18 protein-coding genes are annotated in these 20,114 nt (G+C 48.7%); 7 read left to right on the forward strand and 11 right to left on the reverse strand.

The annotated features are described in order from the left end of the window. Window positions 1-114: 114 nt before the first annotated feature. Window positions 115-345 carry a hypothetical protein gene (locus tag ACW6QF_RS16365; protein ID WP_456088590.1) on the forward strand — a complete coding sequence of 77 codons (231 nt, stop codon included), beginning with the start codon at window positions 115-117 and terminating at the stop codon, window positions 343-345. An 85-nt stretch (window positions 346-430) separates the two neighbouring features. Then, on the forward strand, window positions 431-2,530 hold the full coding sequence (locus ACW6QF_RS16370; RefSeq protein ID WP_456088591.1) for an outer membrane beta-barrel family protein: 2,100 nt from the start codon (window positions 431-433) through the stop codon (window positions 2,528-2,530). An 11-nt stretch (window positions 2,531-2,541) separates the two neighbouring features. Here the strand turns inward: ACW6QF_RS16370 and ACW6QF_RS16375 are convergent, their stop codons facing one another. The 8 genes from ACW6QF_RS16375 to ACW6QF_RS16410 all read right to left on the reverse strand — a co-directional run bounded on the left by ACW6QF_RS16375 (window position 2,542) and on the right by ACW6QF_RS16410 (window position 10,519). After that, window positions 2,542-3,837 (reverse strand): NAD(P)/FAD-dependent oxidoreductase, encoded by a 1,296-nt coding sequence (locus tag ACW6QF_RS16375; protein ID WP_456088592.1) that lies wholly within the window; start codon window positions 3,835-3,837, stop codon window positions 2,542-2,544. A 130-nt stretch (window positions 3,838-3,967) separates the two neighbouring features. Continuing rightward, window positions 3,968-4,924, reverse strand: coding sequence for an acetylornithine carbamoyltransferase (locus tag ACW6QF_RS16380; protein ID WP_456088593.1), 957 nt, complete (start codon window positions 4,922-4,924; stop codon window positions 3,968-3,970). A 118-nt stretch (window positions 4,925-5,042) separates the two neighbouring features. Then, window positions 5,043-6,287 (reverse strand): glutamate-5-semialdehyde dehydrogenase, encoded by a 1,245-nt coding sequence (locus ACW6QF_RS16385; RefSeq protein ID WP_456088594.1) that lies wholly within the window; start codon window positions 6,285-6,287, stop codon window positions 5,043-5,045. 16 nt (window positions 6,288-6,303) lie between these two features. Further along, window positions 6,304-6,720 carry a hypothetical protein gene (locus ACW6QF_RS16390; protein ID WP_456088595.1) on the reverse strand — a complete coding sequence of 139 codons (417 nt, stop codon included), beginning with the start codon at window positions 6,718-6,720 and terminating at the stop codon, window positions 6,304-6,306. Between the two features lie 16 nt (window positions 6,721-6,736). Continuing rightward, entirely contained in the window at window positions 6,737-7,810 is a 1,074-nt protein-coding gene (proB, locus tag ACW6QF_RS16395; RefSeq protein WP_456088596.1) for a glutamate 5-kinase, read from the reverse strand. Continuing rightward, window positions 7,807-9,462 (reverse strand): AMP-binding protein, encoded by a 1,656-nt coding sequence (locus ACW6QF_RS16400; protein ID WP_456088597.1) that lies wholly within the window; start codon window positions 9,460-9,462, stop codon window positions 7,807-7,809. Before ACW6QF_RS16400 ends, proB begins: the two co-directional genes overlap by 4 nt. 20 nt (window positions 9,463-9,482) lie before the next feature. After that, entirely contained in the window at window positions 9,483-10,037 is a 555-nt protein-coding gene (locus ACW6QF_RS16405; protein ID WP_298547449.1) for a helix-turn-helix domain-containing protein, read from the reverse strand. Window positions 10,038-10,330: 293 nt separating this feature from the next. Next, window positions 10,331-10,519, reverse strand: a complete 189-nt coding sequence (locus ACW6QF_RS16410; protein WP_298547446.1) for a ferredoxin — start codon at window positions 10,517-10,519, stop codon at window positions 10,331-10,333. A 186-nt stretch (window positions 10,520-10,705) separates the two neighbouring features. Here ACW6QF_RS16410 and pruA point away from each other — a divergent pair, with 186 nt between their 5' ends. Then, window positions 10,706-12,337 carry an L-glutamate gamma-semialdehyde dehydrogenase gene (gene pruA / locus ACW6QF_RS16415; RefSeq protein WP_298547443.1) on the forward strand — a complete coding sequence of 544 codons (1,632 nt, stop codon included), beginning with the start codon at window positions 10,706-10,708 and terminating at the stop codon, window positions 12,335-12,337. A 144-nt stretch (window positions 12,338-12,481) separates the two neighbouring features. Further along, window positions 12,482-13,660 (forward strand): proline dehydrogenase family protein, encoded by a 1,179-nt coding sequence (locus ACW6QF_RS16420; protein WP_298547441.1) that lies wholly within the window; start codon window positions 12,482-12,484, stop codon window positions 13,658-13,660. 132 nt (window positions 13,661-13,792) lie between these two features. Here ACW6QF_RS16420 and ACW6QF_RS16425 read toward each other — a convergent pair whose 3' ends face one another. Next, the gene (locus tag ACW6QF_RS16425) at window positions 13,793-15,589 is read right to left on the reverse strand and encodes a MutS-related protein (protein WP_456088598.1); all 1,797 of its coding nucleotides are present in this window, start codon (window positions 15,587-15,589) and stop codon (window positions 13,793-13,795) included. A gap of 154 nt (window positions 15,590-15,743) precedes the next feature. On the opposite strand from ACW6QF_RS16425, the gene ACW6QF_RS16430 reads away from it, so the two are divergent. The 3 genes from ACW6QF_RS16430 to map all read left to right on the forward strand — a co-directional run bounded on the left by ACW6QF_RS16430 (window position 15,744) and on the right by map (window position 18,582). After that, the gene (locus ACW6QF_RS16430) at window positions 15,744-16,604 is read left to right on the forward strand and encodes a phospholipase A (protein ID WP_456088599.1); all 861 of its coding nucleotides are present in this window, start codon (window positions 15,744-15,746) and stop codon (window positions 16,602-16,604) included. Between the two features lie 73 nt (window positions 16,605-16,677). Next, the gene (locus ACW6QF_RS16435; RefSeq protein ID WP_456088602.1) at window positions 16,678-17,688 is read left to right on the forward strand and encodes an AI-2E family transporter; all 1,011 of its coding nucleotides are present in this window, start codon (window positions 16,678-16,680) and stop codon (window positions 17,686-17,688) included. Between the two features lie 33 nt (window positions 17,689-17,721). Continuing rightward, window positions 17,722-18,582, forward strand: a complete 861-nt coding sequence (map, locus tag ACW6QF_RS16440) for a type I methionyl aminopeptidase (protein WP_456088600.1) — start codon at window positions 17,722-17,724, stop codon at window positions 18,580-18,582. 105 nt (window positions 18,583-18,687) lie between these two features. Here the strand turns inward: map and mscL are convergent, their stop codons facing one another. Together mscL and ACW6QF_RS16450 are read right to left on the reverse strand one after the other, a co-directional pair. Further along, on the reverse strand, window positions 18,688-19,110 hold the full coding sequence (gene mscL, locus ACW6QF_RS16445) for a large-conductance mechanosensitive channel protein MscL (RefSeq protein WP_005636988.1): 423 nt from the start codon (window positions 19,108-19,110) through the stop codon (window positions 18,688-18,690). 161 nt (window positions 19,111-19,271) lie between these two features. Further along, a complete protein-coding gene (locus ACW6QF_RS16450; protein WP_456088601.1) occupies window positions 19,272-19,784 on the reverse strand; it encodes a ferritin-like domain-containing protein in 513 nt (170 codons plus the stop codon). Between the last annotated feature and the right edge of the window lie 330 nt (window positions 19,785-20,114).

The raw sequence follows: 20,114 nt of genomic DNA on the forward strand, positions 1-20,114 counted from the left end.
GAAAAATATTTTGAAAAAAAGTGCATTATGTTGTACAACATGTTTGATTAATACATACATTTGCATCGTTTTAAGACAAGAAGATATTATAGACCGTTTAAATTAAAAAACAAAATGAAAAAGTTAGTTGCATTTGCTGCCGTTATCGCAGCTGTATCATTCGCATCTTGTGGCAACAAATCAGCAGAAAACACTGAAGTTGCAGAAACTGAAACAGAAGCTACAGTAGAAGAAGTTGTTGCTCCTGCTGAAGAAGCAACAACAGAAGAAGCAACAGTTGCTGAAGGTGATTCGACTGCTGTTGAAGTTCCGGTTGCTGAAACAGAAGCTGCTCCCGCTGAATAATCATTCAGTGATCAGTAATGAGGACAGTCTGTATGCGTGTAACATACAGACTTTTTTTGTTTTTAAACCTATGTAATTTATGTATATGAAACGAACGCTATTACTCCTTCCGGTTATTGCATGTCTGGGTCTGTCTGCTTTCGCACAGGTTCCTGTAGATAAAACTGTCTCGTTGCAGAGTGTTGAAATCCAGGGAAAACGTTTTGGCGGTCTGACCGGCGGGGAAGTGAAACGCTTGCAGGTGGACGGCAACCTGAGTGGCCTGACCGGGACGACCTCCGATGTCTTTCGCTTGCTGCCTTCCGTTGTTACGGATATCGAGGGAGGAATCACTTTCCGTGGTTCCGGCAATCCCGGCCTGCTGATAAACGGAGTGCCCTATGGTTTGCTGGAAGAGTATAGCGGGGATATGCTGATCCAGCTTCCGGCGTTGTTCTTTGACCGGGTGTCGATGGCGTCGACTCCTTCCATCGGGCTTGTGCCGGATGGGGATGCTGGGATTCTGAACCTGTCGTCGGCGGTTTATACGGCTGCTGATTCGCCTCTGATCCTGACGTTGGGTGCCGGATTTCAGGAACGTTATAATGCCGGTGCGATCCTGAATCTGCATCCGGGTAAGTTTCATATTGTCGGAAAATATAATTATCGCCGGGAGTTCCGTAAGCGTACGTTCAGCAAGTCGACGACGAACAAGGGAGGGACAACCGTCATGAACAATAATGCGTCTGCCCGCCCTGATGTGCATCTCGCCGATCTGAGTGTCGGATATGACCTGACGGCAAACGACCTGATCACGGTCTACGGCCTGTACAGCCTGATGGACTATAGCCGTTACGGGAAGATCCATAACAATAAGCTGGTGGACGGGAACCTGCAACCGGTGATGTTCCGCCATCGTTATAATGACCAGCGCCAGAAAGCGTATGCTGCCGAAGCACGCTGGAACCATACTTTCGACAATCCCCGGGATCGCCTGGACGTCGTGTTCAACTACAATAATTTCGGGTATGACGAAGGCAACGAATACAAGAACGAGAAGCCGGAAACGGGTAAGATCATTGCCGAGGATAACTATTATGTCAATCAGGACAAGAATAATTATTACGTGTCTGTCCTCTACGGCAAACTCTTTGCCGACGACTGGCGCTTGCATGTTGGTTATATCGGGCGCTTCAAGGATGAGAGCTATCATGCTTACGGGAACAAACTGGCTACCGGAGGGTGGCAGTCCGACCTGCAGAAGGAAAATGAATATTATTTTAATCGCCGTACGAACTTGTTGCTGGCGGCATTGGAAAAGAAGTGGGGTGGTTTCTATGCCGAAGCGGGCGTACAAGGCGAACTGAACTGGCAAAAGATAGATACGCGTTATCAGACCGATGATGTGCAGGAAAAGATCCCGATGGTAAAGAGCACTTCCCGCTTTCATCTCTTTCCCCGTTTGAAGTTGGGCTACCAGACGGATAAATCCGGGGAGTTGACCTTGAGCTACGTGCAACGCGTAATTCGGCCTTACGGCAGTTACCTGAATGTGTTTACCGATCGCAGTGACGCGACCCATATCTGGAAGGGAAATCCGGATTTGAAAGACGAACTGATCCATTCGGTCGAGTTGGCCTATTCGTATGCTACCTCCGTTTTCCGGCTGTCGCCGAGCTTATATTACCGAAATAAGAAGAACCGGATCATGGACAGGGTAGAAGATGCAGGAGAAAGCGGGACGATCTGGACAAAGGAGAACATCGGCCATAGCCGGACATTCGGTTTTGAACTGTCCGGAACCTGGCAACCGGTCCGTATGTTGTCTCTCGGTTGGTCCGGCGATATCTACCGGGACGAGATCGACGGGCGTACGATCGGTTATGATGAAAAGAAGTCGATTGTCTGCGGCGATATCAAAGGCTCTGTCAATATCAGCATCACCCCGACGACGGAGTTGCAGCTCGATGGCTTTTACATCTCCGACCAGCTTACCCCGCAGGGAAAGATCAAGCATCGTTCCAGCGTCAATGCCGGTATCTCCCAATATTTCATGCACCGTAAGTTGCGTGCCAACCTGAGCATCAACAACATCTTCAATGGTCTCGAAGAGACAACGATCGTCGACACGAAAGATCTGCAAATGACCCAGATCCGCAACCGCGACGCACAGGTGACTTGGGTGACGTTGACGTATAATCTATAAGGCCGGTTTTGTCAGCCTTCCTGTTTATCCCGTTCCTTCTTCGGAATGAACAGGATCAATCGGATGGACTGGTCGTAGGTGAAATAGCTCCATACCCATTCGATCAGCACCATGATCTTGTTCTTGACGCCGAGGATGGAACGGAGGTGCACGCCCATCCAGACCAGCCAGGCGATGAAGCCGTGCAGTTTCACTTTATGGAGGTCGGCTACCGCTTTGTTGCGGCCTATGGTTGCCAATGTTCCGAGGTTTTTGTAATGGAAAGGTTTCAGCGGTTTACCGCTTTCGAGACGTTTCAGGTTGTCGGCAAGCAGGAGGCCCTGCTGGATGGCGACTTGGGCGACTTGCGGATGGCCGTTCGGATAGTCGGTTTCCGTTTGTAGGCAGACATCGCCGATGGCGAATACATTTCCCGAACCGTGCAGTTGGTTGTATTCATTGACCAGGATACGTCCGCCCCGACCTAATTCCTTATGGTCGATCTGCTCGAAACGGGTGGCGGTTACGCCGCTAACCCAGACGACTGTTTTCGTTTCGATGGAGTTGCCGTCGTCCAGTATGGCTTTGCCGTCTTTGTAATCGACCACCTTTTTTTGCAGCATGACTTTGACGCCCATCCCTTCGAGGAACCGCTTTGCATTGTCCGACGCCTCTTCCGACATGGCGGCAAGCAGGTGGGGCGAACCTTCCACCAGGTAAATATTCATCTCCGACTGTTTCAGGTCGGGATAATCTTTAGGCAGGACGAAATGTTTCATCTCCGCCAGCACGCCCGATATTTCGACACCCGTAGCACCTCCGCCAACGATGACGACATTCATCAATGCCTGTTTCTCCTGCGGATCGGTGCAGATCGTCGCTTTCTCGAAATTGGAGAGGAGCGTGTTGCGCAGGATAAGGGCTTCTTCGATGGTTTTCATCGGCAATGCCTGGCTTTGGATCACCTCGTTGCCGAAGAAGTTCGTGACGGTACCGGAAGCGATTACCAGGTAATCGTATTTCAATTCTCCGATAGAGGTCAGTATCAGGTTCTTTTCCCGTACGACCGCTTTCACTTCGGCCAGCCGGAAAAAGAAGTCTTTCCGCTTCTGGAAAATCTTGCGGAAAGGGAAGGAGATGGAGCTCGATTCGAGTCCGGAAGAGGCCACTTGGTAGAGTAATGGCGGGAACTGGTGGTAGTTGTTCTTGTCAATCAATACGATTTGGAAATGACTACCCTTTAGTCTGTTGGCAAGCTTTAATCCCCCAAAGCCCCCGCCAATGATAACGACCCGTTTCTTACCTGTATCAGCGATATTGAATCCCATGATGTCTTATGTGTTTATTGTTTCTTATAGAACAATCTATCGGGTAATAAGTTGTTACGCCTTTCGTAAGCGTACTGTTACGGTGGTCGTACTCGGTAAAGCCTGGCGGGGGCGCCGGGTGATAAGCGTTCTATTGCAATCCCGTCAATATTTTCTTCAATACTGTCTGTGCCGATATTTCGCGGTTGGCGGCTTCGGGGATCACGATGCTTTGGGGGCTTTCGATTACGTCATCCGTAACGATCATGTTGCGGCGGACGGGCAGGCAGTGCATGAAATAGGCATTGTTGGTGAGCGCCATCTTTTCCGTGTCGACAGTCCAACTGCGGTCCATGTTGAGAACCTTGCCGTAGTTGGGATCGGCATAGGCCGCCCAGTTCTTGGCATAGATAAAGTCGGCGCCTTCGAACGCTTTCTTCTGGTCGTATTCCACGCGGGCGTTGCCAACGAAGCGCGGGTCCAGTTCGTATCCTTCCGGATGGGTGATGACGAACTCATAGTCCGTCGCATTCATCCATTCGGCAAAACTGTTCGGAACAGCCTGCGGAAGTGATTTAGGATGCGGGGCCCAGGTCATGACGACTTTCGGACGGTCTGTCTTCTTATACTCTTCGATCGTGATCAGGTCGGCAAAACTTTGCAACGGGTGGCGGGTAGCCGCCTCCATGCTGAACACCGGCCGGCCGGAATGCCGGATGAACTGGTTCAGGATCTTTTCGTTGTAATCGTCTTCCTTGCTTTCGAAACGGGCAAAGGAACGTACGCCGATCACGTCGCAATAGCAACCCATCACCGGAACCGCTTCTAAGAGATGTTCGGGCTTGTCGCCATCCATGATCACGCCTCGTTCGGTTTCCAGCTTCCAGGCTCCCTGGTTCACGTCGAGCACCATCGTGTTCATGCCTAAATTCATGGCTGCCTTCTGGGTGGAGAGGCGGGTGCGGAGGCTGGAGTTGAAGAATATCATCAATAACGTCTTGTTCTTGCCCAGTTCGGTAAACCGGTAACGGTCTTTCTTTATCTCGAAAGCCTCGGCGAGCGCCTGCTTGAGGTCGCCCAAATCCTGTACACAAGTGAAGTTTCTCATATCATGTCTCATTTTAAATTGTTCTGCCTGCAAAGGTAAACAATGATTTCAGATTTATGCAATACCGTTATAGCTGTATTATCAGTGTCAGATGATAATACCAACACTGTATCAGGAATTACTTTCGTATTTGTCCGTCTCCTTCGATGATGTACTTGTAGGTCGTCAGTTCCGGCAACGCCATCGGACCGCGGGCGTGCAGCTTCTGCGTGCTGATGCCGATTTCGGCTCCGAAACCGAACTGCGCCCCGTCGGTGAAAGCCGTAGACACATTGGCGTAGACGCAGGCGGCATCGACCATTTGCTGGAAACGGCGGATGGCTTCCGTCGATTCGCTGACGATGCTTTCACTGTGTTTCGAACTGTAGCGGGCGATATGTTGCAGGGCTTCATCCAGAGAGGAGACCGTGCGGACCGCCATTTTGTAGTCTAAGAACTCGGTGCCGAAGCTGTCTGCCGCAGCCGGTTGGAGCAAAGCGGCGGGATAGTGGCCCGATAGGGCGGCAAAGGCGGGTTCGTCGGCATAGATAACCACGTGGTTGCCGGACAGTTTGCCGCACAAATACGGCAGGTCGCCTAACCGGTCACGATGGACGATCAGGCAGTCCAAGGCGTTGCAGACACTGACGCGGCGTGTCTTGGCATTGTTGACGATCTCGCGCCCTTTCTCTTTGTCCCCGTCCTTGTCGAAATAGGTGTGGCAGATACCGGCTCCCGTCTCGATGACCGGCACGCGGGCATGGTCGCGGACGAAATTGATCAGCGAACTGCTGCCCCGCGGAATGATAAGGTCCACCAAGCCGACGGCGTTCAACAATTCGGTCGTCGCTTCGCGGTCGGGCGGCAGGAGCGTACAGACAGCCGGGTCGATGCCTTGTCCGGCCAGTACGTCATGGATAATCGCCACTAAGGCGCGGTTGGAACTGTCGGCATCCGAACCGCCTTTCAACACGCAGGCATTCCCGCTCTTGAAGCAGAGGGAGAAAACGTCGAAGGTGACGTTCGGGCGTGCTTCGTAGATGACGCCGATCACGCCGAAGGGAACGGTCACTTTCCGGATCACCATGCCGTTCGGGCGTACCGTTTCGCTTAACAGCTTCCCAAGAGGCGACGGTAGCGAGGCGACGTTCTTCATGTCTCCGGCAATACCAGCGAGGCGTTCTTCCGTCAGTTTCAGACGGTCGTATTTCGGATTCGCCGGGTCCATGCGTTGCAAGTCTTCGGCGTTGGCAGCCAGGACTTCCGCACGGCGCGACAGCAAAGCCGAAGCCGTGTCTGTGAGGATGCGGTTGATGGCGGCATCGTCCAGCGTGACGAGCTGGCGCGAAGCGGCGAGGGTTTGTTGCAATAATTCGTTAATCATGGTCGTATGATCGTTGTTACTTTTCGTATTCCTGAATATACTTGGGATGGACGGCATCTTTCCCTAACACGAGGCAAAGCCCGATGACGAAGCTCACGCCCCAGTTGATAAGCTGGCCGCTGCCTAACGGGTGGCCGAACAGGAGGAAACCGTTGACAAGGCCGCTTACCAGGAAGAGCCCGAGGCTTGCCCAGCAGAATGCGTAATTCGATACAAGCCTGCGTATCGTCAGGCTGACAGCAGAGATGACAAGCAGTAGGCATACCGCAATCAGGCTGTAAGCCGCTGTTTTCAACTCGGCAGGCGAAGCGGTGACGGGCAGCCCCAAGTCCAATTTGTCCCCGTGTGTCAGAAGGGTGACGCCTCCCATGCCTCTGAGCAGTCCTACTACAATCATCAGGACTGATGCGAATGATAACCAATACTTCTTCATACTCTCTTCTATTTTATTAATCCAGATACAAATAATCGTAATGTATCAACGGCTTCTTGTCCCGGCTGCCGACCAGTTCCCGTGCTTCCGTACTGTCGTAACCTGCGCATCCGACCCCTAACTGGCGGCCTTCCTCGTTGATGATCTTGACAATATCGTCTTTCTCGAAGTCGCCGATGATCCGGGTGACGCCGACCAGCAGGATACTGGTCGCCTTCGGCCCTAACAACGCCTCTTCGGCTCCCCGGTTGATGTGTATCTCGCCTTTAGCAAAGCCTTCGGAATGGGCGATCCACTTCTTGACGCTGCTGACAGGTCTGTCTGACGGGATGAAACGCGTGCAAACGGTCCGGCTGTCTTTGGCGAGCAGGTCTACCAGGATGTTGTCCTTCTTGCCGTTGGCAATGATCACCGTGATGCCTTCGTCGGCCACCTTCTGCGCAATGTTGCATTTGGTCAGCATACCGCCGCGGCCGAATGAAGACTTGCTGGTCTGTACATATTCCGACAGGTCTTCCTTGCCTCCGTCGATCTCGCGGATAACCGCGGAAGACGGGTCGGACGGGTTGCCGTTATATATTCCGTCGATGTTGCTCAGGATAATCAAAGCATCCATTCCCATCATGGTGGCGATCAGCCCGGATAGCTCGTCATTGTCCGTGAACATCAATTCAGTAACCGATATCGTGTCGTTTTCGTTCACGATGGGAATCACTTTATTTTCAAGCATCACCTCCATGCAGTGTTTCTGGTTGAGGTAATGCGTGCGGCTGCCGAAGTTCTCCTTCGTGGTGAGCACCTGTCCGCAGGTCATGCCATGTTCGCGGAATAACTCGTAATAACGGTTGATCAGCTTGGCTTGCCCGACTGCCGAATAAAGTTGGCGGGCGGAGACGGAGTCCAGCTTTTTGCCGGCCTTTATCTCACTGCGTCCCGAAGCGACCGCCCCGGAAGAGATGAGGACGACCTCCACGCCTTTGCGGTGCAGTTCGGCCACCTGGTCTACCAAGGCGGACATCCTGGTAATATCCAACGTGCCATCCTTGCGGGTGAGCACGTTGCTACCTATTTTAACGGCGATACGTTTCATTTCTTATCTTTATCCCGGATCTCGACCCGACGTATCTTGCCGCTGATCGTCTTCGGCAATTCGTCTACGAACTCGACGACACGCGGGTATTTGTACGGAGCCGTCACCTTTTTGACATGATCCTGCAATTCCTTGATCAAAGCGTCTCCGGCTTTATCCTTGTAGTCCTTCGCCAGGACAATGGTGGCTTTTACCACCTGTCCGCGGATTTCATCGGGAACGCCGGTGATGGCACATTCGACAACCGCCGGGTGCGTCATCAGGGCGCTTTCCACCTCGAACGGGCCGATCCGGTAGCCGGAACTCTTGATCACATCGTCGGCACGGCCTACGAACCAGAGGTAACCGTCTTCATCACGCCAAGCGACATCGCCCGTGTAATAGAGGCCGTCGTGCCAGGCTTCGCGTGTGCGTTCGGCATCCCGGTAATATTCCTTGAAAAGTCCGATCGGCTTGCCGTTTGTCGTATGGATGACGATCTGTCCCTGTTCGCCGTCTTCCGCACGTGAACCGTCCGGACGTAACAAGTCTACGTCGTATTGCGGATTGGGTACGCCCATCGAACCGGGTTTCGGCTCCATCCACGGGAAGGTGGCGACGGTCAAGGTGGTTTCCGTCTGCCCGAAACCTTCCATCAGCTTGATGCCGGTCAGTTTGTAGAACGTGTCGAATACGGCAGGGTTCAAGGCTTCGCCGGCGATGGTGCAGTATTGGAGGGACGACAGGTCGTATTTCGTCAGGTCTTCGCGTATCAGGAAACGGAAGATCGTGGGAGGTGCGCACAAAGATGTGATGCGGTAGTCCTGTATCATCTGCAACATATCGGCCGGCGTGAATTTCTCATGGTCGTACACGAATACGGTCGCTCCCGCAATCCATTGTCCGTAAAGTTTCCCCCAGACGGCTTTTCCCCAGCCGGTATCGGCAATAGTCAGGTGGAGGCTGTCGGTATGCAAATTGTGCCAGAAACTACCTGTCACGATATGTCCGAGCGGATAGGTGAAATCGTGCGCCACCATCTTCGGGTTGCCGGTTGTCCCGGAAGTGAAATACATCAGTGAGATGTCGTCGTTGCTGTTCGGATGTTCCGGACGTACGAACGGAGCCGCGCTATCGAGGCCTTTGTGGAAGTCCTCGAAGCCTTCGGGGATTTCGGGACCGACCGAAACGACGCTCCTGATAGAAGGCGAATCGGGCAATGAGTCGATGATATGTTTGGTGATCACTTCCTCGCCTGCGCAGACGATCATCTTGATATCGGCGGCATTCGCACGGTAGACGATATCTTTCTTTGTCAGCAGGTGAGTGGCCGGGATCACCACAGCTCCCAATTTATGCAATGCGATAATCGAGAACCAGAACTCATAGCGGCGTTTCAATATCAACATGACCATATCGCCGTGGCCGATTCCCAGCGACTGGAAGTAAGCGGCTGTCCGGTCGGTCTCTCTCTTGAGGTCGGCAAAGGTGAAGTCGATATGTTCCCCTTGGTCGTTTGTCCAGCACAACGCAATCTTATCGGGTTCTTCTTCCGCCCATGCATCTACTACGTCATATCCGAAGTTGAAGTTCTCCGGGACTTTTATCTTGAAATTCTTTATAAAATCTTCCTGCGACTCAAAGGTCGTTTTGTCTATGAATCTTTCTAACATAACTATTTTGAATTGTCAATTTAAAGGATAATAGCCAGGAAACTGACCTTTTCTCCGTCGAGCGCCTTCATGCCATGCGGCAGTTCGGAGTTGAAATAGATACTGTCGCCTTCTTCCAGTATCAGCTCTTTGTTGTTGATCTGCAACAGCATGCGGCCTTTCAGTACCATATTATACTCTTGTCCCGGATGCGAGTTCAGGTAGATCGGCGTCTCATCTGGCGTCGGATGGACGGTGACCATGAACGGGTCTGCTTTCCGGCCGACGAAACCGGCGGCAAGCGACTGGTATTTATAGGCTTTGGTCCGTTCGACGGCAATGCCTTTGCCCTTACGGGTAATGAAGTAACTGCTCATTTTCGGTTCGTCGCCGAACATCAGCGTTGTCAGCTCTACGCCGTAAGCCTGCGAGATCTGATGTAATACACTTACTGAAATATCGACAGTACCGCTTTCCAGTTTCATGTACTGTTCGGGAGTCAGGTTGCAAACCCCGGCCATTTCTTCAGGTGTGATCTCCAATGCATCCCTGAGTCCGGCCAAACGCTCCGCAATTTGTTTTATCTGTTCGTTCATCTCCGTTGATTATTATATTTATGATGCTCCAAAGATAGGAATAAAAAGCAAAATGTCTAAGGAAAGAGGAATGTAATGTTATTTAGTTATTTTTATAAGGCAGTGTGGAAGATGCTTTTCAGGTAACGGCTGTTTCCCTTGCAGGAAACCATAGTTTCCTTAGCGGGAAACGATAGTTTCCTGCAAGGGGAACTGCAGTTTCCTGCCGAGGAAACGAAAGTTTCTTCCAGTAGGAAACTGCAAGATGTTAAGCACTAACTTGTTAAAAGTGGTGGTGGCGTGCCGGAAAAAACTTAATCGTATTTGATGACACTGACCGGGCAACTTTCGGCCGCTTCCTTTATTCCTTCTTCATAATCGTTGAAGTTTACTCCTTCATTGACGCGTGAGCGGTCTGTGACCTGAAATACTTCGGGGCAGATGCCTTCGCATGTACCGCAGGCGATACAATCTTCTTCTACCCAAACACTCTTTATAGCCATATTCTTTACGTTTAAGATGATTAATATGTTATGATAACAGCTCTACGGCTTGAATTGTTGATGCTGGACGAGATTAGGATTTAAATTTAATTTAACGCTTCAGTCTCTTATTTTAAAAAATTATTGATTATGTTTACGGCGCTGAAATAATCAGTCTTTGAACACTTAATAAAATTAAGGTATACTATGGACAACGCAATTTTTAGTTTTCCCAAACCCATTAATGAGCCGGTAAAGGCATACGCTCCCGGTTCAAGTGAAAAATCATCCTTGAAAAAGGCTCTTGCACAGCTCTCTTCAGAAGAATGGGACATCCCGTTGGTTATCGGAGGTAAGGAAATCCGCACAGGCAATACCGGTAAGGTCGTGATGCCGCATGACCACCATCACGTATTGGCAACTTATCATAAGGCCGGAGAGAAAGAAGTGCAGATGGCTATTGATGCTGCCATGAAGGCGCATAAGGAATGGTCCGAACTTCCCTGGGTCGAACGTGCTTCCGTCATGTTGCGTGTGGCAGAATTGCTTTCTACGAAATATCGGTATATATTGAACGCATCCGTCATGCTGGGGCAAAGCAAGAATCCGTTCCAGGCGGAAATCGACGCTCCTTGCGAATTGATCGACTTCCTTCGTTTCAGTACTTTCTATGCCAGTCAGGTGTATGCCGACCAGCCTTATTCGGAAACCGGTATCCTGAACCGGATGGAGTATCGTGCTTTGGAAGGGTTCGTGTTCTCGCTCACGCCGTTCAACTTTACCTCTATTGCCTCTAACTTGAACATGGCGCCTGCCATGATGGGGAATGTGGCCGTCTGGAAACCGTCGACGACAGCTATCCACTCTAACTATTTTCTGATGAAAGTATTCCAGGAAGCCGGTTTGCCCGACGGTGTTGTCAACTTTATTCCGGGACAGGGAAGCGTGATCGGCAAAGTCGTGACCGCCAGCCGTGATTTGGGCGGTTTCCATTTCACCGGTTCCACTTCCACCTTTAATACCCTTTGGCGTCAGATCGGTGAGAACTTAGGACATTATAAATCTTATCCGAAGATTGTCGGTGAAACAGGCGGCAAGAACTTTATCTTCGTCCATCCTTCCGCTCCGGCTTTGGATGTCGCAACGGCTATCGTACGCGGTGCGTTTGAATACCAGGGACAGAAATGCTCGGCAGGCTCACGGGCCTATATCCCTGCTTCACTCTGGAAGGAAGTGAAAGATTATGTCGGCGATATGCTGAAAGAAATCAAGATGGGAGATGTCCAGGACTTCACGAACTTTATCAATGCGGTCATCGATGAAGCTTCGTTCGACAACATCATGAGCTATATCGATTATGCAAAACAGTCTCCGGATGCGGAAATCGTTTTCGGTGGCAACGGTGACAAGTCGGTAGGTTACTTCGTGGAACCGACTGTCATCCGGACTACGGACCCGATGTTCAAGAGCATGGTGGAAGAAATCTTCGGCCCGGTTATCACGATCTATGTATATGATGATAATAAATATGAAGAGACACTCGAACTCTGCGACCGTACCTCTCCGTACGGTTTGACCGGTTCTATTTTTGCCCGCGACCGCTATGCGATCGATATGGCATTTAATAAATTGCGTTATGCAGCGGGTAACTTCTATATCAACGACAAACCGACAGGTGCTGTCATCGCCCAGCAGCCGTTCGGCGGCTCGCGTGCTTCGGGTACGAACGATAAGGCCGGCGGACCGTTGAACCTGATTCGATGGACAAATGCCCGTTGCATCAAAGAGGCTTTGGTCCCGCCGACAAGCTATGGTTATCCGTTTCTTGGAGAAAAGTAATTAATTTAATGATGAACCGGTAATTAGAATGTGCCAATATGCCAATGATAGAATACTTCTTATGAATTGGTGATTGGCACATTTTGTCAAACGGTATTCCAACTCATTATTTATACGTTAACTGTCAACTAATCATCAAATACCATGTTAGATTTTAATAACACCGAAATTGCTTTCTCTGCCAAATCGCAGTCTGAGCTGAAAAATGCTTATTTGCTGTTCAATACAATCAAGTATCCGTGGCTGGTCAAATGCGCCAGTGTAGCAAGTAATATCGCTTTGAAAATTCATTTCCCGTTGGGATGGGCGGTCAAACCGACCTTGTACAAGCAATTTGTCGGAGGTGAAACTCTGCAGGACTGTTCAAAGGCGATCGACCACCTGCGGAAGTTCAATGTGCGCTCCACCCTGGACTTTTCTGCCGAAGGCGAGCAAACCCCCGAAGGCATACAGGCTACTTTTGAGGAAACCATACGTTCGATCGATTTTGCAAAGGGAAATGATAATCTGGCGTATGCCGTATTCAAGCCTTCCACTATCATAACGGACGAACTTCTCGCTAAAGCATCCGAAAAACATGAGGAACTGACTATCGAAGAAGTAAAGGCCTACCGCGAATTCAAGGAACGCTTTATGGCTTTTTGCCAGCGTGCCTACGACAATGACGTGCGACTGATTGTGGATGCCGAAGACTATTGTTTCCAGGATGCCCTCGATGCTTTGACCGATGAGGCTATGCGCAGATATAATAAGAAACGTGCGATTGTATTTGCTACCTTGCAGATGTATCGTCATGACCGTATGCCCTATTTGCGCCGTATTTTGGATGATGCGAAAGAGAAAGGATATATTGCCGGCGTGAAATTCGTGCGTGGCGCTTATATGGAAGCCGAACGTGCCAGAGCTGCCGCTTTGGGATATCCCGATCCGATCTGCAAGGATAAAAAGGCGACGGACGAGAACTATGACGAAGCTGTCCGTTTCACAATGGACCACCTCGACCATTTCGAAATGTTTATGGGGACGCATAATGAAGAGAGCAACTATAAATTGGCCAAGCTGATTGATGAAAAAGGCTTGAAACGAGATGATCCCCGTATCTTTTTCGCCCAACTGTTGGGGATGAGTGACAATATATCTTTTAACCTGGCTCATGAAGGGTATAACGTAACCAAATATGTGCCGTATGCAAAGGTGCGGGATGTTTTGCCATACCTGATCCGCCGTGCCGAGGAAAACACTTCGGTTGCCGGACAAACCAGCCGTGAACTTCGTATGTTGAAAGCGGAATTGGATCGCCGCAAAGCCGCCCGTGCTTTATAAGCCGGTTCAAATATTGGTAAAAACGAGTTCCCCTTCTCATCCTGATCTGTGAAGGGGAATTTCGTTCCGAATGGAAAAACGTCCCGATAAGGGTGGGCACAGGATTCCTTTGGCGCAGGCATGAGAGAACCGTCATATGAGTATGATCCCCATCTTCTTCATCAGGAAGCAAGCATTCATATTCTGGGCTATTCCTTCCCGCAATTGGTAGGAGAAAGTCAGTTCGTTGTCTTGGATGTCGGCCTCGAAACGGTAATTCTTGATCTGGTTCGGAAATTCCTGTTCAAGTTCGCCTAACGCCAGATCGTGTGTGGCTATGATACCGCAAGCCTGATTCGCCACTAACTGTTTCATCAAAGCGAGGGAACCTTTCTGTTTGTCGATCGAATTGGTCCCTTTCAGGATCTCATCTAAGATGATGAACAACTTTTCACCCTGTTGCAAACGGTCGATAATCATCTTCAACCGTTTCAGTTCGGCAAAGAAATAGGACTCGTTGCTCACAAGCGAATCGGAAGTACGCAGGCTGGTCACCATCCGCGCCGGATACAAGGTCAAAGACGCTGCACAAACCGGAGCGCCGACACAGCCGAGCAGATAGTTGACGCCGATGGTGCGCAGGTAAGTGCTTTTCCCTGCCATATTCGCTCCTGTAATGATCAGGAACCAGGGACTTTTCCGGATGTCGATGTCGTTCTTTACGCATATGTTCCGGTGCAGTAACGGATGTCCGAGCGCTTTGCCTTCCATTTTGAAATACGCGTCTGCTATTTCAGGATAAATATATTCCGGGTGATTGAAGGCGAATCCGCCCAGCGAACAGTAAGCATCGAACAAAGCCAATGCCTCGAACCAGCGTTCCGTTTCCTGTCCGTACTCCTCTTTCCATTTTTCTAATTTCATCGCCATGCGGGTGTCGCGCAAGGTGAAGATATTCAGTATGACGCCGATTGCACTGAAACGTTGGTTCAGCGCACCGATATGGCCGGATAGTTTTTTGATGATCGAAGAAGCCGTTTGTCCGTCGCTTGCGAACCGGTCGTGGATATCGGCTAATTCGGCAGATTGAAAGTTCTCTCTCTCGATACATTTGACCAGATCGGAATAAGTACGGAGGATCTGCTCCATCTTGTCCAAGGAATTGTGTACCGTAGCGATCTGTTTTGCATTGATGTAAGAGACGATGAATGATAATCCGAAAAACAGGCCGGCTGTCGATATCGGGAGCAGGTTCAGTGCACATCCTATCGCGATCAATACCCAAAGGGCGGGGAACAGATAGATGAGCAGTTTCCATGTTTTGCTGTTGATGAAATAAGGAGCGGTTTTGCTTAATAGCGTGACAAGTTGTTGATCGCCCTTGTTTCCCGGATGCAAGATCCCTGTCACATAGAAATGTTGTCGGAGCTGCGTGAATGATTCCAGTTCGCGGATCGCTTCCTGACGCCTTACTATCATTGCCTTGTCGGTGAGCGGTTGCATAAACCAGCCGGCCAGCTTCTCTTTTCCCATAAAAGTAACCGTGCGGTTGATGGACTGGAAAAGCGAATGGTCTCCGAACAAATCCAGATCAAGGCTGAACGAATGTTCTGCGGAGCTTTTTTCCGGTGCTCCGTCGAACGCGCTGAAATCGTAATCCAACCCGTTCAGTTCGTTTCGGCAAAGGTCTGCCAGTGCTTCGGCATAACATTTCCGGGCAAACAGTTTGGTGTGCCAGATCATCAGAGCCATAAACGGGATAATGAACAAGACGGCAATCCCGGCCAACACTGTCCAGTCTTCGGATTTGAAAAACCAGATCATGGCGATCAAACCGGCAACCAATAACAAACGGATGCTTCCGAGCAAATGAATTTTTTTCTTCAGACTATCAGCCCTGCGGGTGTAAGCTGTGACAATATCCTGGTAATAGTTGTATATCTTTTCCATGCGTGCAAAGATAGAAAAAATGAACTAACCATTCTGTAATTGGTTTTATTAAAAAGAATGATAACGAAATGACCAATATAGGCGCTAAACAGGCGAATTATCATTCTTTGATTCGTATATCTTTGCTGAGATTTTTATCGACTCAATAAACTTGATGCATTTTATGAAAAGAATCGTGATGCTCCTGCTTCTGTCAGTGATGGTCTGTGCCCTGTCGGCACAGGAAAAAAGGGGAGAAACAATCGGGGAAAGAATCGTGGCGAATGCTTATAACGCCGACAGTATCCGCGCCATTTTGGACAAGATGCCGTATTTCACCCTGTTCAAAGACAATTACTTCGTAGGAGGGACGACTCTCGGACATAAACCGACTGCTGCCAATTCGGATGTGAAATTCCAGTTGAGTATTGCGCAACGACTGACAAAAAGTAAATTGCCCTTTGATACTTATCTGTTTATCCAGTACACTCAGAAGGCTTTTTGGAATGTCTTTCAGGAATCGTTGCCTATGAAAGACCTTAATTTTAATCCTGGTATCGGTCTGGGGCATCTGATTGTCTACCATAATAAATATATAGGCAAGGGATATCTTATGCTCGAACATGAATCGAACGGGAAGGACAGTACCGCTTCCCGCAGTTGGAATAAAGTCACTTTTGCGGTTGCGATCACCCTTTCGCCGAATTGGGAGGCGCAGTTCAAGACTTGGATACCGATTGTGGACGGCAAATATAACAAAGACCTGCTGAAATATAACGGGATTTTCCAAGTGGCCGCCAATTACCGGACCGACAACCGCCGTTTTAATTGCGGCGTGATCCTGACCAAGCGCAAGACCTGGACCAGCTTTAACACGCAGGTCGAACTGAGCTACAAATTCAACAATAATGAGAATCAATATTTCTTTCTGCAATATTACAATGGTTTTGGAGAAAATCTCCTGGAATATAATAAGTTCAAAAGTATGATAAGGATAGGCTTCGTTATCAAGCCTTCCGATTTCAGTTTGTATTGACAGGTGGAAATAAACAACAGCCTTTTCGTATTGTTATGTATATATATAATGTATAATGATGCTAAATAACAAAATAAACGTAAAGGAACGATATTGGAAATACTCTCTGATAACGATTATAATCGTGCTGGGGGTAATTCTTTTTGTAGAGTTTATCCCTTTTCTGGGAGGGATCTTGGGAGCGTGCACTATTTATATATTGGTAAGGAAACAACTGTTGTATCTGACGGAAAAGAAACATTGGCGGCGCAGTATCGTCGCTGTAATCTTGCTATTGGAGACGGTTCTCTGTTTTTTGATACCGCTTTCTCTGGCTGTCTGGTTATTCATCAATAAGTTGCAGAATTTTAATCTGGATCCGACCCGGCTGGTCCAGTCGGTGGAGCATGTCGCGAACCTGATCGAGCAACGGACCGGATATGACGTGCTCGACACCTCCAATATCATGTCTGCCGTCTCCGTCCTCCCGAAGATAGGGCAGGTGTTGATGGGAGGAATCAGTGGTTTCGCCATCAATGTGGCCGTACTGGTGCTGGTACTCTATTTCATGCTGATCGGCGGTGCCAAGATGGAAAAGTATGTTTACAGCATTCTGCCTTTTAGCGACAAGAATAAGAAAAATGTCTTGAGCGAGATCAATATGATCGTCACTTCCAATGCGATCGGGATTCCGTTGCTGGCGATTATCCAGGGATTGATCGCCTTGCTCGGTTATTGGATATTCGATGTGCCGAGTCCTTTTCTTTTTGGTTTTCTGACCTGTTTTGCCACGATCATTCCGGTCGTGGGTACTGCGTTGGTCTGGTTGCCACTGGTTCTCTATATGGCGTTGACCGGAGATTGGGTGAACGCTGCCGGATTGGCTGCTTATGCCTTGATTATTATTACGAATGTGGATAATCTGATCCGTTTTATTTTGCAGAAGAAGATGGCGGACATTCATCCGCTCATCACCATATTCGGTGTGATCATCGGCTTGTCTTTGTTCGGTTTTATGGGGATTATCTTCGGGCCGCTTTTGATCTCGATCTTTATACTTTGTTTCAATATATTCAAGGAAAAGTATCTGGATAATGCCCGATAACCGTTACCTTTGTATGGATAAATAAACAAAGCCATGCATAGCAGAAGAATTAAGAACAATTGGCACATCATCAAAGGACAGCCTCTTACCGAATTAGACAAAAAAGTACTTTACTTTCAGAATAAAGGCCACCTGGTGCCCTCCCGCAAACTGATTAAGACAGCAGAACAGATCGAAGGTATCCGCCGGAGCAGTGTAGTGAATACCGGGGTGCTCGATTGCGTTGCAAAAGAGATCAAGGCCGGTATGTCTACCGCCGAAATCGATAAGTTGGTGTATAATTATACCGTTTCGCACGGAGCTATTCCGGCACCTCTTAATTATGAAGGGTTCCCGAAAAGCGTCTGTACTTCTGTCAACGAAGTGGTCTGCCACGGTATTCCCAACGAAGATGAGATATTGGAAGAAGGGGATATCATCAATGTAGATGTTTCGACTATATTGGACGGATATTACTCGGATGCTTCCCGTATGTTTATCATAGGTAAGACGACTCCTGAAAAGGAAAAGCTGGTGCGGGTGACGAAAGAGTGTCTCGAAATCGGCATGCAGGCTGCGAGACCGTTCGGTTTTGTCGGCGATATCGGCAATGCCATCCAGCGCCATGCGGAGAAGAACGGTTACTCTGTCGTCCGCGATTTATGTGGGCATGGTGTCGGACTGGAATTTCATGAAGAACCGGAGGTCTGTCATTTCGGACGGAAAGGGACAGGGATGCTTCTGGTTCCCGGCATGGTATTTACGATCGAGCCGATGATCAACATGGGAACTTGGCAGGTCTTTATTGACGAAGAAGACGGATGGACAGTCGTTACCGAAGACGAACAGCCTTCCGCACAATGGGAGCATACGTTCCTGATGACGGAAACGGGACTTGAAATACTTTCTTATTAGTCTTGATATTGATAGAAATGGCTTTTCAACGGTGAAAAACGATTTCAAGATTTCTCGAAATGGGTTTTGAATAGTGAAAAGCCATTTCGAGAAATCTTGAAATGACTATTTTTTGTCTTTCAATAAATCCCGTATCTCAGTAAGCAACTGTATATCGGCGGGAGGGGGAGCCGGAGCTGCCGGTGCTTCTTCTTTCTTTTTGTTCAGGGCGTTGATCCCTTTTACCAGCATGAATATAGAGAAAGCGATAATGATGAAATCGAAAGTCACCTGCAAAAAGTTTCCATAGTTGATGGAAACAGCCGGTGAGACAACTTTGTCACCGTCCATTACAGCCTGTTTCAATACGATCTTTAAATCGGTGAAGTTTACGCCTCCGATCAGTAAACCGATGGCAGGCATAATGATGTCGCCGACGACAGATGACACGATTTTACCGAAAGCACCGCCGATAATGATACCCACTGCCATGTCGATCACATTACCACGCATGGCGAATTGTTTGAACTCTTGTAGAATCTTCTTCATAATTTAGCCTTTTTATGTTATAACTACAAAAGTATACGTTTAGTTGTGAATATCCAAAACAATTACAATCAACCGTGTGTAATAGTTGAGGCAAATAACAAAATAACCCTGCCAATTCATAAATAAAATGACAGGGTTATTTTACAGCAAAGTTCTTAAGCTTACTTGCCTAAGAGGGATTGCTTCATTCTTGCAATGTCCCGCAAGTAGTCCTGCAAGTCCTGTTCGTGTTCTTCTTCCATAGACAGGATGTGCTTGGCGATATCGCAGGTGGTGAAGTCTTTGCCGTCTGTGAATTCGGCGATTTCCTGGTAACGTACGATCGCACAACGTTCGGATGCAACATTCTGGTTTAACAGATTAACGACATCAAAGTCGGTAGGAATACTGTATTTGCATCTGGCAAGATCAAACCATTTTTCCGGATCTAATACAGGAACGCCTTCCAATTCGATAATGCGGTCTGCCAACAACTTGGCATGCCCCAGTTCTTCTTTAGCGTGTTCTTCGAATTCAGCCTGCACGTTTGCTCGCATAGCTCCTTCTGCAACGAGGGCACCAATCCAATATTGGTAATAAGCTAACCATTCTTCGGATAATGCAGCATTCATTTGTACTAACAAGTTGTCTACATCTAATTTGCCCTTAAGGATCTTAACACTTTCTTTTGCCATGATTGTAAAATTTAGTTTTGTATAGCGCATAAATACATTTTAGGAACAACTGGCTGTTGTATTTGTTCATGCCAGATACTGGACTTCGCATATTTTTCTCTTTTCGAATATCCCTCACATGCGTACCATATAATATTCCATCTTGTCCGTCAAAAAAAGGCGGAAAAAAGAGTCTGAAATATTTGGATCGTATATTGTAAATCTCTACTTTTGCACCCGCATTCGAGCGAGAGTGGTTTAAGTCGACATGATGGAGAAGGTATTACCCGGAGTGGGTGGATGAGGTTAGCAAGGCTAAGCGACATGTCTGACCATCCGGCGGCTTTCGAA

Source organism: Parabacteroides sp. (genome assembly GCF_977054455.1).